The organism is Lentzea sp. CC55, assembly GCF_021056325.1.
Classification (GTDB): domain Bacteria; phylum Actinomycetota; class Actinomycetes; order Mycobacteriales; family Pseudonocardiaceae; genus Lentzea; species Lentzea jiangxiensis.
In genome coordinates this window covers 112367-129256 of the sequence record NZ_JAJCXE010000034.1, presented here as the reverse complement: position 1 = coordinate 129256, position 16890 = coordinate 112367, and the positions used below count along the sequence as shown (strand labels likewise).

Here is a 16890-nt window from a genome sequence, read left to right as displayed (position 1 = left end):
CGCGCGGCCCAGACCACCGCTCAGCGGTGGAGGTAGGCGGCCAGCCCGCCCATCTCCTCCCCCGCGATGAACACCGACCGCACGTGGATCAACGCCTCCTCGACGTGCGCGGGACACCCCCACGCCGAGTCGCCCCACGAGTCGGCCACCTTGATCTCCGCCGCCGCGGCGCACCCGGCCGTCCCGCCCAGCTGGCAGTGCTCGGGGTGCGGCGCGTTCGCCTGCGCGGCCGCCGCGGCCCGCATCTGGGCGTTGAGCTCCGCGGCGGCGTCGGCGCGTCGTTCGGCTTCGGCACGCAGCTCCCGTTCCGCGCGCACGGCTTCCGCCAGCGCCCTGCGCGCCGCTTCCGCACGTGCCTCCGCCTCGCTCTGCGCCACCTCGCTGCGGTGGCGTTCGACGGCGAGGGCCGCGGTGTCGGCGAAGAGCCTGGCCAGCGCGAGGTCCGCCTCCTGCGGGGCCCGCGCGGTCCGGTGGTACATGGCGAACGTGCCCAGGAGCGCCCCGTCGCGCGCCAGGATCGGCGTGGACCAGCAGGCACCGAGCCCGGCGCGTTCGGCCAGCGGGCGGAAGTCGTCCCAGAACGGGTCGGTGGCGATGTCGGTGGCGATCACCGGTTCCCGCCGGTGCGCGGCCGTGCCGCAGGAACCGACGCCCTCCCCGGTGGCGATGCCGTCGATGGCCTCGTTGTAGAAGTCGGGCAGGCTGGGCGCGGCGCCGTGCCGCAGGTGCCGTCCGTCGGCGTCGGCGAGCAGGACCGACACGAGGATCTCGTCGGGCGTCAGTTCCTCGATGCACCGGGCCATCCCGTCGAGCACCTCGGTCAGCGGCGCCTGGCGCGCGATCTGCTCCAGCAACGCGCGGTGCTCGGCCATCAGCCGTTGTGCGTGTTTGACCTGCGTGGTCTCCACGCCGATCACGCGCACCCCGGCCACGCCGCCGTCACGATCGCGGCGCGGCTCGCAGGTGAGGTCGAAGAACGCCTCCCGCGCGTGCGGCCCGGTGCCCAGCAAGACCCGCACGTCACGCCCCGTGCTCGGCTCACCGCTCCGGTACACCTGGTTCAGCAGCGCGACGAACCCCTGGTCGCCCAGTTCGGGCAGCACCTCCGCCACGGCACGACCGAGCAGAGCGCGCTCTTCCCCCACAGCGGCGTGGAACGCCGGGTTGGCCGTCTCCAGAACGTGCTCCGGCCCCACGAACGCCGCGTAGACGGCCGCGGACTGCCCGAAAAGGGCCCGCAGGTCGTCCTGCTCGACCGCCACGGAACCTTGCGGCTCGTGCATGTCAAAAACGCTCACGGCGCGCCCTCCCGCCATGCGTCCCGGGCACGCTGCTGAACCTCGGACGCCGTCTGCTCCTCCCGCCGCGCGGGCGGTGCGAAGAATGGTACGCAACGAGAAGGTCACCCCGCTTGACGGATCCGCGACCGGACGACTTCGCCGCCGCGGTAGGCGGTCCTCGCAGCTGTGACGTTCCCGCTCCTCCCGACGATCTCCTCTGCGGAGGAGGCGTGGTGGCGAAGACGTTGAAGTCGCGCACGGGCCGGTTCGTGGCCGGTGCCGTGCTGGTGGGTGCCGTCCTGGGCGTGGTGGTCGTGCTCCAGAACTCGGCCGAGCAGCGGTCGTGGGCCGGCACCGAGGGGGTGGTGCGGGAACGGCTGAAGTCCGGCAAGAGCGTCTCGGTCAAGGTCGAGTACCCCCTCCCGGACGGCTCGAAGCAGGTCGCGACGCTGCCGGAGAACGGCCCGGCCCGCCTGCCCGGCGAGCGGGTGACGGTCCGGTACGACCTCCGGGAGGGCCGGGTGGCCGACGCCGCCCTGGCCGACAACGACCAGGCGCACCGGGTCGCGGGCGTCATGTTCGGCGTGGTGGCACTCGGAGCGTTGTTCGCGAGCGTCGTCGCGTGGACTCCCCCGCGCCGGCGCGACTAGGTGAGCTGCACGAGCAGCGAGCCGGCGACGAGCAGTGAGAGCCCGGCGAGGCGAACGGCGGTGAGCGGCCTGCGCGGCATCCGGAAGGAGCCCCGGTGGTCGATCACCGCGGAGGCGACCTGCTGCCCCGTGACCGTGAGCACGACCGTGGTGGCCGCGCCGATCTCCGGCAGGAGCAGGAACGTCGCGGTGACGTAGGCCGCCGCGCACAGCCCGCCGAGCCACCCCCACCACGGCATGTCCCCCAACGGCGCCAGTCGCGGCGCCGGCGTGCGACCGGATGCGCGCATCACCAGGAGCACGGCCGAGATCGTCAGCGTCGCCACGGTGAAACTGACGAGAGCGACGGCGATCGGCGCACCCAGGTCACCGCGCAGCGCGGCGTTCACCGCGCCCTGCACCGGAAGCGCCGCCCCCGCGACCACCCCGAGCAGGATCCAGCCCGCACCGGTCCTCCGCACCGGCCCGGCCGCCTGCGCGCGGATGATCACCGTGATGCCCGCGAGCACCGCCAGGGCCCCGATGACCGCGCCACCCGAGAACGGCTGCCGCGGAACACCGAGCAGCCCCACCAGGTCCAGCACGAACGACGCGAACATCTGCCCCGTCACGAAGAGCCCGACGGTCGCGAGCGCCCCGAGCCGCGGGAACAGCAGGATGCCGCTGGTGATGTAGAGCGGACTGGCCAGCCCGCCCAGCAGGTGCCACGGCTCAACGTGCGGCACCAGCGCCACGGCCGCGGTCGAGCCCACCGCCACCGCGAGCACGGCCAGCACCGCGGTGGCGACGCCGAGCTGCACCGTGGACGCGCCATAGGGCGTACCCACCGCCTTGTTCAACTGCAGGTTCACCGACGCCTGCACCGCCAGCAAACCACCGGCCAGCAACGCGGACGCCAACAGCACGAGATATACGGAAACCCCCATAAGCGGACAACGTGTCCATATTCGTCCGCCAGCCTAGGAGGTAAGCGGACATGACGTCCACTTCATTGCCGTAGGATCCCGCTCATGGTCGACACCGGCGACGAGACCCTGCACGAGGTCACGACGGGCCCACCGCCGCCCAGGGAACGCGCCGACGCCGCCCGCAACCGCGCGAAGGTGCTGGCAGCGGCCGAAAAGCTGTTCGCGGGCAAGGACGCCCGCCAGGTCACGATGGACGAGATCGCCCGAGCCGCCGGCGTGGGCCGCGCCACCCTCTACCGCCGCTACCCCGACCCGTCCTCGGTGGCCGCCGCGCTGCTCGACGAACACGAACGCCGGCTCCAGCAACAACTCCTGACCGGCCCGCCGCCCCTGGGCCCCGGCGCACCGGCCGCGGAACGGCTGGCGGCGTTCTACGCGGCCATGACAGACCTGCTGGAACGCCACCTGCACCTCGTGCTGGGCGCGGAAACAGGAGACGCGAGGTTCGCCACCGGCGCCTACGGCTTCTGGCGCACGCATGTCCGAACGCTGCTCGCCGACGCCCCGGACCCGGACGCGCTGCTGGAGGTCCTGCTGGCCCCGCTGGCGCCCGAGGTCTACCAGGAACAGCGGCGCCGAGGCCTGACCCAGCAGCAGATCACGGCATCTCTCGCCTGGCTCAGCGAACGACTGCTGCGCCCGTGACCGCCACCCCGGGCCGCTCGGATTAGGGTGACGACGTGGCTGAACTGCTGACCGTCGGCGACGTCCGAGCCGCCGCCGAAGCGATCGACGGACGGGTGCTGCGCACGCCCGCCCTGCCCTCTCCCGGCCTGTCGGCGTTGCTGGGCGTGCCGACGACCGTGAAGCTGGAACTGTTGCAGCGCAGCGGTTCCTTCAAGGCGCGCGGTGCGTTCGCGAAGATCCTCTCCCTGTCCGACGAGGCGCGGGCGGCGGGTGTGGTCGGGGTGAGCGGCGGCAACCACGGGATCGCGCTGGCCGACGTCGCGGGTGAGCTGGGGGTGGCGGCGACGGTCGTGATGCCCTCGTCGGCACCCGCCCGGTCGGTCGAGCTCGCTCGTGCGGCGGGAGCGGACGTGCGCCTCACGGACGGGTTGGCGGCGGCGTTCGAGCTGCTCCGCGAGCTGGTGGAGGCGGGTGCGACGCTGGTGCACCCCTACGACGACCCCGTTGTGGCGGCCGCGCAGGGCACCGTGGGACTGGAGTTCGCGCAGGACGCGCCGGACGTCACCGACGTGCTGGTCAGCATCGGCGGGGGCGGGCTCGCGGCGGGGGTGGCGACGGCGTTCCGGGCGCTCGTGCCCGGTGTGCGCGTGTGGGGTGTCGAGACCGAGGGCGCCGACGCGATGCGGCGGGCGCTGGACGCGGGCGGTCCCGTGGAGATCACGCCGACGTCGGTCGTGTCGACGCTGTCGGCGCCGCACGTGTCCCAGCTGACGTACGACCACGCCGTCGCGCTGCTCGAGGACGTCCTGACGGTCTCGGACGCGGAGGCGGCGCGGGGGTCGATCGCGCTGGCGGAGCGGCAGAAGGTGTGGGCCGAGCCCGCTGCCGGATGTCTGGTGCCGGCCGCCCGGACCGTGCTCGACCGCGTCGGCGGAGGCGCGCGGCTGGGAATCGTGGTGTGCGGCGGGAACGCGGCCGTCGCCGACGTCGTGAAGTGGGCGGACGCCTGAAACGCCGCTGCCCGGCACCACTCGGGCGCCGGGCAGCCGGAACGACTTGTCGGAATGTCAACATTCCGACAACCGCGCCCCCTCAGCGCCAGCCGAGAGCCGGGGCGACGTGCACGAGGATGTTCTCCAGGACGTGCGCGTTGTACTCGACGCCGAGCTGGTTCGGCACGGTCAGCAGCAGCGTGTCGGCCTCGGCGATCGCCTCGTCCTCGGCCAGCTGCTCCACCAGCACGTCCGGTTCGGCGGCGTAGGAACGGCCGAAGATCGCCTTGTTCGGGCCGTCGATGAACCCGACGCTGTCGCGGCTCTCGCCGTCGCCGCCGAAGTAGGCGTCGTCGAGGTCCGTGGTGATGGCGAAGATGCTGCGCGACACCGACACCCGCGGCTCGCGCTCCCAGCCCGCCTCGGTCCAGGCCTTGCGGAACGCCCGGATCTGGTCGGCCTGCTGGACGTGGAACGGCGCGCCGCCCTCGTCGAACTTCAGGGTGGAGCTCATCAGGTTCATGCCCTGCTCGGCCGCCCACACCGCGGTGCCGTTGGAGCCGGCGCCCCACCAGATGCGGTCGCGCAGGCCCGGCGCGTGCGGCTCGATCCGCAGGAGTCCCGGCGGGTTCGGGAACATCGGCCGCGGGTTCGGCTGGGCGAACCCGCCGCCCTCCAGCACCTTCAGCAACACCTCGGTGTGGCCGCGGGCCATGTCGGCGTCGGTCTGGCCCTCGGCGGGCTGGTAGCCGAAGTAGCGCCAGCCGTCGACGACCTGCTCGGGCGATCCCCGCGAGATGCCGAGCTGCAGCCTGCCGCCGGCGATGAGGTCGGCGGACCCGGCGTCCTCCGCCATGTACATCGGGTTCTCGTACCGCATGTCGATCACGCCGGTGCCGACCTCGATGCGCTCGGTCTTGGCGCCGACGGCCGCGAGCAGCGGGAACGGCGACGCGAGCTGCCTCGCGAAGTGGTGCACGCGGAAGTAGGCGCCGTCCGCGCCCAGCTCCTCGGCTGCCACCGCGAGGTCGATGGACTGCAGCAACGTGTCCGCCGCCGTCCTCGTCTGCGAATGCGGGCTGTCCGACCAGTGCCCGAACGAGAGAAAACCGATCTTCTTCATGCCGTGCGGTACGTCCGTCCCTGTAGTTGGTCCAGCCCTGTCAACGCCTGATCCACTCAGGGCATTCCGCGCGGGCGGACCGGCCGTCACGCCCGGCGTGACGCCCGTCGCGTCGCGGTTTGCGCAGCTACGGCACGGGTATCACGTCCGTTCACCGACGACGCGGAAGGCCGACAGTGGATCCTGGCTCCCTGCTGTACACCGGCGCGGGGCTCGCGACCCTGGCCGCCGCCCTCCTGCCCCGGCTGCTGGCCCGCGCTCCGGTGTCGATGCCGATGCTCTTCCTCGGCGCGGGAGCCCTCACGTTCACGGTCGTCGACGCGCTGCCCTCCCCCGATCCCGACGAGCACGGCACGGTGCTGCTGCACCTCACCGAGATCTGCGTGATCATCTCGCTGATGGGTGCCGGTCTCGCGCTCAACCGGCCGCCGGGGCTGCGCCGCTGGGCCAGCACGTGGCGCCTGCTCGCGATCACGATGCCGTTGTCGATGCTCGCCGTCGGACTGCTCGGGTGGGGCGCGCTCGGGCTCGGAGTCGCGTCTTCCGTGCTCGTGGCGGCGGCGCTCGCGCCCACCGACCCGGTTCTCGCCAGCGAGGTGCAGGTCGCCGAACCCGCCGAGAACCCGGACCAGGACGAGGACGAGGCCCGGTTCGCGCTCACCTCGGAGGCGGGGCTGAACGACGGGCTGGCGTTCCCGTTCACCTACGCCGCCATCGCGATCAGCGTCGCGGGCGCGGCGCCGTCGGCGTGGCTCGGGCACTGGCTCGGGGTGGACGTCGTCTGGCGGCTCGCCTGCGGTCTCGCGATCGGCGTGGGCATCGGCTGGTTGCTGGGCAAGCTGTTCTTCTCCGCGCCGTCGGAGAAGTTCCGCCTCGCCGAGCACGCCGAGGGGTTCGTGGCACTGGCGGCGACGTTCCTCGCGTACGGCGTCACCGAACTGCTTGAGGGCTACGGGTTCGTCGCGGTCTTCGTGGCCGCCTGCACGATCAGGGCGGCGGAACGGCACCACGGCTACCACCAGGTCCTGCACCGCTACGTCGAACAGGCCGAGCGGATGCTCACCGTCCTGATCGTCTTCCTGCTCGGCGGCGCCGCGGCCACCGGGCTGCTCGCCGGGGCGAACTGGCGCGAGATCGCCGTCGCCGCGGCCGTCGTGCTGGTCGTGCGGCCGCTGGCGGGGTGGATCGGGCTGTTGAAGGGATGCACGGGGCCGCGGGAACGCACGGTCATCGCGTTCTTCGGCGTCCGCGGTGTCGGTTCTCTGTTCTACGTGACCTACGCGCTGCAGGAGGGCCAGTTCGCGGACCACGACACGATCTGGCGGATCGTGGGGCTGGTCGTCGTCGGGTCCGTCCTCGTCCACGGCCTGTCCGCGTCACCCGTCATGTGGCTGCTCGACCGCAAGCGGCGGCAGGAGGGCGGCGCGGACAACGCCGCCCAGACCCCGGTCTGACCCCGGCCGGGGCGCGGTGGCGCTGTCCGGTCAGGCGATCTGGCCGGTCAGGCGACCCGGCCGGTCAGGTCGTGCAGTTCTCGTCGGTCTGCGCCGCCGCCGGTGCTCCGCCCGCGCTCCTCCTGGAGGAGCGGGGACGCACGGGCTGCGGCGGGTCGAGCAGGAGCCGGTAGAGCCGGTCCACCCCGCGCGCCACGTCCGGCCAGGTGTGGCGGGCGTCGACCCTGTCCACCGCCGCGATGCTCAGCGACGTCCTGAGAGTGTCGTCGTCGAGGAGCAGCCGCAGTCTCCTGATCAGCTGCTTGAGGTCGCCCACGGGCACGAGGAGGCCCGTCACGCCGTCGATCACCGCGTCGGTGAGCCCTCCGACGTCGGTGGCCACCACCGGCACGCCGCACGCCATCGCCTCCAACGGCCAGACGTCCCACGACGCCCGGTCCGGCACGCAGGCCACGAGGTCCGCCGACCTCAGCAACGCGGGCATGTCCGCACGCGCCACGGGTCCCAGCAGCCGTACGCGTTCCTCCACGCCGAGCCTGCGCGCCCGACCGCGCAGGACGTCCGCCGCGGCGGGCGGCATCGGTCCGGCGACGACCAGTTCGGCGTCCTTCAGCCGCGGCAGCACGGCGACGAGGCCGGCCACCCCGCTGTCCGACGACGGGTCCACGACCGTGACGACGCGGCGCAGGCCGCTGCGCGCGAAGACCGGGCCGTGCGGCTTGAACAGGTCGACGTCGACGCCCCGGGCGACGACCGAGATCCGCGAGCGCGGGACCCCCGCGGCGGCCAGGTCGAGCATCTCCTGCTCGCAGCTCGCCAGCACCAGCGCCGACTCCCGGCCCAGCAGCCGTCCGACGTCGGTCCGCCGGCCGCAACCGTGCAGCGACTGCACGACCGGCAGGCCCGCCCGTTGCGCGGCGAGCACCGCGGCGAGGCCGGGACGCCAGTGGTGCGCGTGCACCAGGTCCGGCGGCGCGCTGTCCCACTCGGCGCGCAGGGCGTCGACGTAGTCGCCCAGGTAGGGCTCCCGGCCGTCGGCCGGGGTTTCGAGGGCGTCGCTGCTGTGGACGGTGACCTCGTGGCCCACCGCGATGAGAGCCGCTGAGAGGTCCGCGACGTGCGGGTTTCCGGCGGCGAGCACCATGGAGATCTTCATCTGTCTGCTTCCTGCTCACGAACGGCGGAAGCACGGCCGACCGGCGATGTGCACGGCAGCACCTCCCTGTCCGCACGGCGGCGCCGGGACGGAGGGCTGCGGGTTGAACCCACCTCCGACCGTAGCCCACCGCCCCGGTGCCCGCAGATCAGGCGGGCCGGGGCCGACCGGTCGGGTGCACGTACGATGCGGTGAAGGGCGTCAAACAGCCGGCGTCGTGGACTCCACCCCGTCCGGAGGCCGCGGGTACATGAACGAAGCGGAACACGAGCTGACCGCGCTGGTGGACGACCTCCCCGTGGTCGTCTGGCAGGGCGAGTCGCGCAGCCGTGCGCTGACGTACCTGTCCGGCACGGTCGAGCGCCTCCTCGGGCACCCGGCGCGGCGCTGGCTCGACGACCCCGGCTTCTGGGCGGAGATCACGCACGCGAACGACCGCGAGGAGACCCTGCGGCTGCGCTGGGGCTCGGACGTCGACTACGAGAAGGTCTACCGCGTCACCACGGCCACCGGTGAGCTCGTGTGGCTGCTCGAGAAGGCTCGGGTGCACGGCACGCGGCGCAGCGGCGTGCTGATCGACGTGACCGCACAACAGGCGGCGGACGAGCGGCAGCGGTTCCTCGACCTGCTCGACCGCGAGTCGCAGCTGCTCGACGACGCCGAAGACCTCATGTCGCTCGCCACGAGGCTGCTGGGCGAGCACCTGGACGTCGACCGCTGCGCCTACGCCCGCACCGAGGCCGACGAGAACCACTTCGTCATGAGCGGTGACCACGCCACCGGTCTGCCGCCGCTGCCGGGCCGGTTCGCGATGCGGGCGTTCGGCGACGGCGCCCTGAAGGCCATGCGCGCGGGTGAGCCGTGGGTCGTGGACGACGCGCTGAACGACGAACGGCTCGGCGCCGAGGACCTGGCCGCCTACCGCGAGACGGGCATCCGCGCCGTGATCTGCCTGCCCCTGCTGCGCGGCGGCCGGTTCGTGGCCGCGATGGCGGTGCACCAGGCCGGTGTCCGGCACTGGACGCGGGCCGAGATCGACCTGGTGTCCGTGGTGGTGAACCGGTGCTGGGAGTGGATGCAGCGCACGCACGCCGACCGGGCGTTGCGCGACAGCGAGCAGCGCCACCGCCAGCTCGTCGAACGCGCCACGGACGCGATCTGGCTGCTGGACCACGACCTGCGGTTCGTGTCGGTCAACCCGGCGACCGGCCACCTGCTCGGGTACGAGGCGGACGAGCTCGTCGGCACCGGGATCGCCCGGCTGCTCGTCGACGGCCTGCCCGCCGACCTGTCGGTGTCCCAGGTCGTGACGATGCGCCGCGCCGACGGCAGCGAGGTCGCGCTCGAGCTCAGCACGCAGGCGACCCCGGCGGGCCTGCAGGCGATCGGCAGGGACGTCACCGAGCGGCAGCGCGCCGAGGCCGAGCGCGAACTGCTGCTGCAGCGCGAGCACGAGATCGCGGCGGCGTTGCAGGAAGGCCTGCTGCCCCGCGGGCTCCCGTCGCTGCCGAGGCTCACGTGCGCCGCGCGGTACCTGCCCGCCACGCGGCACTCCCAGATCGGCGGCGACTGGTACGAGGTCGTGCCGCTCGGCGGCACGCGCGTCGGCCTGACGGTCGGTGACGTCGTCGGCAAGGGGCCGGCCGCCGCGGCGGTCATGGGCCAGCTGCGCAGCGCGCTCGCCGGCTACCTCCTCGACGGCCACTCGCCCGCGGAGTCGTTGCAACGCCTGGACGTCTTCGCGAGGCGCATCAACGGCGCGGTGGGCAGCACGTGTGCGTGCTGCGTCTTCGACTGGAGCTCGGGCGAGCTCTGCTGGGCGTCGGCGGGCCATCCGCCACCCGTGGTCGTCGACGGCTCGGGAGCCCGCACGCTGACCGGGAGGACGGGCCCCGTCCTCGGTGCGGGATCCGTTGCGGCGCACCCACAACACTCCGCGCCGCTGCCACCGGGCGCCTCGGTCGTGCTCTACACCGACGGCCTGGTCGAACGCCGCGACGAGGTGGTGGACGAGGGTGTCCGCAGGCTCACCTCGGCCGTGGACGCCGCCGCGGCCCTGCCTCCCGAGGCACTGGTCCAGCTCGTCCTCGACGCGTTGCTGGCGGAAGGCCAGTCGGACGACGTGGCACTGGTGGTGGCACGCCACCTGCCCGCGCCGCTGCACCGCCACCTGCCCGCCTCGGCCTCGGAGCTGTCGGCGCTCCGGCGGACCGCCACGGCCTGGGCGGAGGCCGCGGGCCTGTCCGACGACGCGGTGTACGACCTCGAACTCGCCATCGGCGAGGCAGCCGCGAACGTCGTCGACCACGCCTACCCCCACGGCGGCGGCACCTTCGACACGAGCCTGGAGTGGTCGGGCCGCGGCGTGCGCGTCACGATCGCCGACCAGGGCCACTGGCGCCCCCAGCCGGCCGACAAGGGCGACCGCGGCCGGGGTCTGACCATGATCCGCGCGCTCAGCGACGAGGTCGACCTGGACGCGGGCGAGCGGGGCACCACCATCCACTTCCACGTCCCCGCCACCACCCCACCGGCCACCCCGGCGGCCGCCAAGCGCCCGGTCCCACCCGCCACGGCCACCGGCCTGACCGACGTCCCGCACGAACGCGCGCAGGTCGTCCTGCTCACCGGCGACCTCGACATCGCCACGGTCGACGAGCTGCGCTCACCGCTGCTGAGCCGGATCGACGTGGCCGACCCGCGACCGGTGGAGGTCGACCTCACGGGGCTGCGGTACCTCAGCAGCTCCGGGGTGGCGCTGCTGCTGCAGGCGATGGCGGCCGCGAGAGGACGGGGGCGGGAGCTGACGCTGGTGGCGGGAGGGGCTCCGGCCCGCATCCTGGAGCTGTCGGGGCTCGCCCACACGACGCGCGACTGAGCCGTGGTCCGGCGCGGCTGGGAGCCGGCGGAGGTACCGCACGCGACGGCAACGCCCACCGGCAGTCAGCCCGCGCACGACCGAGGCGTGGTCCGGCACGACTGAAAGTCCGAGGCGCCGCAAGCAACGACAACGCCTACCGGCAGTCAGCCCGCGCACGACCGAGGCGTGGTCCGGCACGACCGGGAACAGGACCCGGCGAAGGCACCGCAAGCAACGGCAACGCCCACCGGCCACCGCACCCGGCAGTCAGCCCGCGCGCAACCGAACCGTGATCCGGCACGACTGAGAGCCCCAGGCGCCGCAAGCAACGCCCGCCGCCCGCCGCCCGCCGCTGCACTCAGCCCGTGCACTCCACCAGCGCGAACACCGTCTTGCCCCCACCGGCCCGCACCCGGTACCCCCACCGCCGCGAGATGGTGTCCACCACCATGATCCCCCGTCCCCGGTGCTCCCCCAGCCGGGACCGGCCGTACACCGGCTCGATCGGCGACTCGTCCTCCACCTCCACCTCCACCACGCACGGGTCGCGGTGGTGCACGATCCGCAGGCACCCGGTGCCCGGGGTGTGGTCGAGGACGTTCGACACGAGCTCGGTGACCACGAGCTGCACGTCGTAGAGGTGGTCTTCACCGACGTCCGCCAAGGCGGTGGTGAGGTCGTGCCTCAGCCGCGACATCGACATGCCCGGCCGCACCGGCACGTCCACGACGGGGGGCGTCACGCGCGCCGACGCAGCACGAGCAGGGCGATGTCGTCCTGCTTGCCCTGGCCGAGCTCGGCCAGCAGGCGGTCGGCGAGGTCGTCCATGTCGTCGTCGTGCGAGACGGCGGCGCGCAGCCTCTCCATTCCCTCATCCAAGTCGATGCCGGGGCGTTCGACGAGGCCGTCGGTGGTGAGCAGGACGGTGGTGCCGCGCGGCAACGGCAGTTCGGTGGCCTCGGGGCGGTCCAGGCCGATGCCGAGCAGCGGGCCCTTGACCGTGCTGTAGCGGGCGCCGTCCTCGTCGGCGATCAGCGGTGGCACGTGGCCCGCGTTCGCGACGGCCATCGTGCCCGCCTCCAGGTCGACCAGCAGCAGGCACATCGTGGTGAGGCCGCCGGTCGGGTGGAAGCGTTCGAGCAGCGTGTCGACCCTGCGGAGGATCTCGGCGGGGCGGTGGCCCTCGACGGCGTAGGCGCGCAGGGTGTGGCGCACCTCGGCCATCACCGTGGCGGCCTCGATGGAGTGGCCGCAGACGTCGCCGATGGCGATCAGCATGCGGCCGTCGAGCTCGATCACGTCGTAGAAGTCGCCGCCGATCTCGGCGTTGCTCGACGCGGGCACGTACCGGACCGTCATCGGCAGGTCGGCGTTGTGCGGCAGCTCGCGGGGCAACAGGCTGCGTTGCAGCGTCAGCGCCAGCGAGTGCTCCTCGGCGAACGTCAGCAGGCCCTCCGCCGCGAGTGCCGTCGCCTGGGCGAGCTGGCGCAGGAGGTTGCGGTCGGCGTCGCTGACCACGGCCCACGGCGACACCGCGATGCCGATGGGTGGCCTGCGCAGCTTCGTGCGGGCCAGCGCCGCCACGGCCGGGACCGCCGCGTGCCACGGCACCGAGTCGGCCTCCACCACCGTGACGCCGACGCCGGGGTTGTGCGACGTCATCCACTGCTCGACGTCGGCGTTGCCGGGGCGGAGCCGGGCCCCCGGCTGACGCACGCCGAACGTCGCGACGCAGACGACGCCGTCCGGGTTGGTCAGGACGGCCGTGGCCTCCGCGTCGAGCACGTCCGCCGCCCCGATCGAGGCGGCCTCGGCCAGGCCCTCGAACGTCGTCGCGGCGTTGATGGCGAACGTCGCCGTGGTGAGCCGGGTGAGCCGGACGGCGAGGTGCTCGGCGAGCGCGCGGGCGCGGTGGTAGCGCAGCGCGGCCTCGACGTTGGCCAGCAGCTCGCCGGGGTCGACGGGCTCGGTGAGGTAGGCGTCCGCTCCCCTGGTGAGGCCGGTGACCTTGTCCTCGGGTTCGATGTAGGTCGCGGAGAGCATCACGACCGGGATCGAACTCGTGCGCGGGTCGGCCTTGATCCTCTCGGTGACGTCGTAGCCGCTCATGTCGGGCAGGTGCACGTCCAGCAGGACGAGGTCGAACGACTGGGACCCCAGCGCCGTGAGAGCTTCTGCCGCGGTGGTCGCCTCCACGACCGTGTGCCCGCTGCGGCGCAACCAGCTGGACGCGATGAACCGGCTCGCCTCCAGGTCGTCGACGACGAGAACCCTGGCCGGTCCGCCCCCCATGGCTGACGGGTTCATCGGCCCTCCGTTCTGCGAGCGGTGAGCTGGGCGTCCCTGATCGCGCGGCCCACCGTTTCGGGGGAGATCCGCGACTCGTGCACCATCGCGGCCCCGAGGCTGTGCACGCTGCGGGCGAGGCCACCGGGGTCGTCGCCGGACACGACGACGACGGGCACCGTCCGCAGGTCCGGGTCGAGGCGCAGCACGGACAGCACGGCGCTGCCGCTCATCACGGGCGCGCTCGCGCTCACCACGACCAGGTCCGGCCGCCGGGCCTTCGCGAGGTTCAGGGCGGTGCGGCCGTCCTCGGCCTCGACGACCTCGGAGGCGATGTCGCGCACCGCGTCGCGCAGCCGCGCGCGGGCCTTCTCGTCGCCGTCCGCGATCAGCGCGCACGCGACGGGCGCCGGCTGGACGAACTCGTCCTTCGCGGTCGGCAGGGTCAGCACGACCTCGGTGCCGACGCCGGGGGTGCTGCTCAGCACCAGCGTGCCGCCGAGGATCTCGGCGAGCTTGCGCGCGTACGACAGGCCGAGCCCGGTGCCGCTCGCCCCGACCTGCAACGCGTTCGGCACCTGGTAGAACTCCTCGAACACCCGGCTCTGCTCCTCGGGCGGGATGCCGATGCCGGTGTCGCTGACCACGAACCGGATCTCGTCCGGGCCGGGCCCCTTCTCCGCGGTGAAGCGGATCTCGCCGCGCTTGGTGAACTTGACCGCGTTGGACAGCACGTTGCGCAGGATCCGCACGAGCATCGTCTCGTCGGTGACCAGCGACGGCAGTTCCGGGATCGCGTCCACGACCAGGCTCACGTCGCCGGAGCGCAGCATCGGCCGCACGGCCGAGCGCAGCTGGGTGATCACGTAGTCGAGCGCGACGGGCGCCATCCGGGGCCGCAGGCTGCCCGACTCGGCCTTGGCGGTGTCGAGCAGCTCGTTGACCAGCGCGAGCAACGTCGCCGCGGACTCGTTGATCAGGTCGACGTGGTGGCGCTGGTCGGTGGTCAGGGGGTCGCCGCCGGGAGCCGCGAGCAACCGGGTCAGGCCGACCACGGAGTTGATCGGCGCGCGCAGCTCGTGGCTGATGTTGGACCAGAACCGGATGCGCGCGGCCGCGGCGTCCCGCAGCTCGGCGGACTTCGCGTCCAGCTCCGCGTACAGGGCCACGACGCCCTGGTTGGTCTGCTCCAGCTCGCCGGACAGCTCCTGGTAGAGCGCGACGACGCCGCGGTTGGTCTCCTCGAGCTCGTCGTTGAGGCGTTCGAGCTCCTTGCTCTTCGCCTCCAGGTTCTCGAGGGTCTCCAGGAGCTCCTGGTTCTGGGTGCGCAGCTCGTCGAGCGCACTGGTGCCGCTGTCCTCGCGCAGGTCCCGGAGGAGGTTCTCGTCCGGTGCGACCACGTGGTGCACGTTCTTCACCAGCGTCGCGCCGCTCGCCGTCACGACGAGCTCGTCCATCAACCTGGTCGCGGTGTCCCAGCCGGGTCCGGACGCCGTCACCCCGGCCTGCCAGGACAGTTCCACGAGCAGCGCGGAGGGACGGGTGCGCCGCAGCCGGAAGACCGCGGTCGTGCTCACGTCCTGCCGCACCAGGTCCCGGCCGATGTCGCTCAGCGCGGTCGCCACGCGGACCTGGTTCTGCCCGTCGAGCCCGACGGCGGCCGCGACCTGGCGACCGCGCTGACGCAGCAGGAACACGTCCCGCTCGTCGCCGATCACCAGGCGCAGCAGCTCGGTCGTCGTCATGTCGGTCTGGCCACGAGCACGCAGGCGTCGTCGTTGCGGACACCGGCCTCCCGCAGCAGCGTCGCCGCGATCAGCACAGGCGGGTCGTTGGCCAGGTCGCTGCCGTGGTCGACGCCCCAGCGCTCGGTGAGGCCGTCGGAGTGCATGACCACCACCGCGCGGTCCGGCAGCGCGTAGTCGAACGTCCGGATCGTGCGCGCCTGGTGGCCTGCCACGCCCGGCACCGAGATCATGCCCTGCTTGCGCCCGTCCGCCAGCACCGCGGCGGCGATGTTGCCGAGTCCGCAGTAGCGCACCGTCCGTGCGACCAGGTCGATGTCGGCGACCGCCACCGCTCCGCCGCGGGTGCCCCGCAACGCCGCGTGCAGCCGCGTGACCATCTGGTCCGCCGGCAGGGACGCGTTCGCCTGGAAGTACCGCACGGCCGTGTCGGACGCCGCGGCCGCCAGCGGTCCGTGGCCCGAGCCGTCGCACATCATGAGCGTCAGCCGGTCGGAGCTGCGGCACACCGCGTACGCGTCACCGCACACGTCCTCGTTCTTGATCGGCCTGGTCACCCCGGCGGCGCTTTCCACGCCCCAGTCGGGTGCCCACCCCGCCCGGGACGCGAATCGCGCGACCAGCGCCGTCCCCTCGCCCAGTCGGGACGTCATGGCGCAGCTCGACGCGAGCCGGCGCACCGTGCCGAGCCCCACGCCCAGCGTGCCGGCGGTGGAGTGCCCGTCCTGCCACGCCAGGGCCTGGTCGCCGATGCCGGGGCCGCGGTCCACCGCCAGGACCTCGACCGCCGCGTCCTGCTCACCGCGCACGGACCTGACCAGCACGACGCCCTGCCGGGCGTGCTTGTGGAGGTTCGTCCCGATCTCGGTGACCGCGAGACCCACCTCGGCGGCGCGCGACTCGGAGAACCCGAGCCGTTCGGCGAGCGCCGTGGCCGTCCGCCGCACCCTGCCCACGTGGGCGGTCTCCTCGACCGGCAGCCAGGCCTCGTCGCGCACCAGCGGCAGGCAGGTCGCGGTCATCTCTTCCACTTGACCACCGTCACCACCGTGCCGCGGCCGACCTCGGTGTCGAGGTCGAACTGGTCGACCAGGCGGCGGGCGCCGCTCAGCCCGAGGCCGAGGCCGCTCCCGCTGCTCCAGCCGTCGGCCAGGGCGAGCGTCAGGTCGGGGATTCCGGGACCCTCGTCGTGGAACGACGCGCGGACGCCGGCGCGCCGTCCGTCGCTGACCTCCTCGACGCGGGCGAAGCCCCCGCCGCCGTAGATCAGCGTGTTGCGGGCGAGCTCGCTGGCCGCGGTGACCAGCTTCGTCTGGTCGACCAGCGACAGCTTCGTCTGCTGCGCGTACGTGCGCACGAGCTGGCGCACGCGCACCACGTCGTCGTCGCCGGCGATCGACAGCTCCTCCGGGCCGTCGGACCGGGGCGGCATCAGGCGTCCCGCCGGACTTGCTCCAGGATCTTCATGCCGCGTTCGAGGTTCAGCGCCGTGCGCACGCCACCGAGCGTGAGACCCAGTTCCACCAGCGTGATCGCTACGGCCGGACGCATGCCCACCACGACGGTGTCGGCGTCGAACAGCCGCGAGATCGACGCGATCGTGGCGAACATCCGGCCGATGAACGAGTCGACGATCTCCACCGCGGAGATGTCGATGACCACGCCGTGCGCGCCGGTCGCGCTGATCCTCTCCGCCAGGTCTTCCTGCAGGGCCAGCACGCTCTGGTCCTGCAGGTCGATCTGGATGGA

The 16890-nt window shown here is 73.1% G+C and carries 15 protein-coding genes; 5 read left to right on the top strand and 10 right to left on the bottom strand.

All coding sequences use genetic code 11. The features are described 5' to 3' along the window. Positions 1 to 20: 20 nt before the first annotated feature. Positions 21 to 1283 (bottom strand): GAF domain-containing protein, encoded by a 1263-nt coding sequence (locus L6E10_RS26260; protein WP_236222376.1) that lies wholly within the window; start codon positions 1281 to 1283, stop codon positions 21 to 23. 230 nt (positions 1284 to 1513) lie between these two features. Here L6E10_RS26260 and L6E10_RS26255 point away from each other — a divergent pair, with 230 nt between their 5' ends. Then, positions 1514 to 1930, top strand: a complete 417-nt coding sequence (locus tag L6E10_RS26255; RefSeq protein WP_236222374.1) for a DUF3592 domain-containing protein — start codon at positions 1514 to 1516, stop codon at positions 1928 to 1930. Here the strand turns inward: L6E10_RS26255 and L6E10_RS26250 are convergent. Then, the gene (locus L6E10_RS26250) at positions 1927 to 2835 is read right to left on the bottom strand and encodes a DMT family transporter (protein ID WP_236222373.1); all 909 of its coding nucleotides are present in this window, start codon (positions 2833 to 2835) and stop codon (positions 1927 to 1929) included. The genes L6E10_RS26255 and L6E10_RS26250 overlap by 4 nt on opposite strands. Positions 2836 to 2940: 105 nt before the next feature. On the opposite strand from L6E10_RS26250, the gene L6E10_RS26245 reads away from it, so the two are divergent. After that, positions 2941 to 3543, top strand: coding sequence for a TetR/AcrR family transcriptional regulator (locus L6E10_RS26245; protein WP_236222371.1), 603 nt, complete (start codon positions 2941 to 2943; stop codon positions 3541 to 3543). 35 nt (positions 3544 to 3578) lie between these two features. After that, positions 3579 to 4535, top strand: coding sequence for a pyridoxal-phosphate dependent enzyme (locus L6E10_RS26240; RefSeq protein WP_236222369.1), 957 nt, complete (start codon positions 3579 to 3581; stop codon positions 4533 to 4535). An 82-nt stretch (positions 4536 to 4617) separates the two neighbouring features. Here the strand turns inward: L6E10_RS26240 and L6E10_RS26235 are convergent, their stop codons facing one another. Then, positions 4618 to 5640 (bottom strand): LLM class flavin-dependent oxidoreductase, encoded by a 1023-nt coding sequence (locus L6E10_RS26235; protein WP_236222367.1) that lies wholly within the window; start codon positions 5638 to 5640, stop codon positions 4618 to 4620. Positions 5641 to 5816: 176 nt separating this feature from the next. Here L6E10_RS26235 and L6E10_RS26230 point away from each other — a divergent pair, with 176 nt between their 5' ends. Then, complete coding sequence (locus tag L6E10_RS26230) at positions 5817 to 7094, top strand: sodium:proton antiporter (RefSeq protein WP_236222365.1); 1278 nt, start codon at positions 5817 to 5819, stop codon at positions 7092 to 7094. Positions 7095 to 7158: 64 nt separating this feature from the next. Here L6E10_RS26230 and L6E10_RS26225 read toward each other — a convergent pair whose 3' ends face one another. Then, positions 7159 to 8250 (bottom strand): glycosyltransferase, encoded by a 1092-nt coding sequence (locus tag L6E10_RS26225; RefSeq protein WP_236222364.1) that lies wholly within the window; start codon positions 8248 to 8250, stop codon positions 7159 to 7161. A gap of 250 nt (positions 8251 to 8500) precedes the next feature. On the opposite strand from L6E10_RS26225, the gene L6E10_RS26220 reads away from it, so the two are divergent. Continuing rightward, complete coding sequence (locus L6E10_RS26220) at positions 8501 to 11128, top strand: SpoIIE family protein phosphatase (RefSeq protein WP_236222362.1); 2628 nt, start codon at positions 8501 to 8503, stop codon at positions 11126 to 11128. Between the two features lie 340 nt (positions 11129 to 11468). On the opposite strand, the gene L6E10_RS26215 is transcribed toward L6E10_RS26220, so the two are convergent. From L6E10_RS26215 to L6E10_RS26190, 6 genes are all read right to left on the bottom strand, one after another. After that, on the bottom strand, positions 11469 to 11852 hold the full coding sequence (locus L6E10_RS26215; protein WP_236222360.1) for an ATP-binding protein: 384 nt from the start codon (positions 11850 to 11852) through the stop codon (positions 11469 to 11471). After that, a complete protein-coding gene (locus tag L6E10_RS26210) occupies positions 11849 to 13417 on the bottom strand; it encodes a fused response regulator/phosphatase (protein ID WP_236222358.1) in 1569 nt (522 codons plus the stop codon). Before L6E10_RS26210 ends, L6E10_RS26215 begins: the two co-directional genes overlap by 4 nt. Next, a complete protein-coding gene (locus L6E10_RS26205) occupies positions 13414 to 15141 on the bottom strand; it encodes a hybrid sensor histidine kinase/response regulator (protein WP_236222356.1) in 1728 nt (575 codons plus the stop codon). The genes L6E10_RS26210 and L6E10_RS26205 overlap by 4 nt, the downstream gene beginning before the upstream one ends. Then, complete coding sequence (locus L6E10_RS26200; RefSeq protein WP_236222431.1) at positions 15138 to 16163, bottom strand: ATP-binding SpoIIE family protein phosphatase; 1026 nt, start codon at positions 16161 to 16163, stop codon at positions 15138 to 15140. The genes L6E10_RS26205 and L6E10_RS26200 overlap by 4 nt, the downstream gene beginning before the upstream one ends. Beyond that, positions 16160 to 16573 carry an ATP-binding protein gene (locus tag L6E10_RS26195; RefSeq protein WP_236222354.1) on the bottom strand — a complete coding sequence of 138 codons (414 nt, stop codon included), beginning with the start codon at positions 16571 to 16573 and terminating at the stop codon, positions 16160 to 16162. The genes L6E10_RS26200 and L6E10_RS26195 overlap by 4 nt, the downstream gene beginning before the upstream one ends. After that, on the bottom strand, positions 16573 to 16890 hold a 318-nt coding region (locus tag L6E10_RS26190; RefSeq protein ID WP_236222352.1), incomplete at its 5' end, for an STAS domain-containing protein. The genes L6E10_RS26195 and L6E10_RS26190, both read right to left, overlap by 1 nt.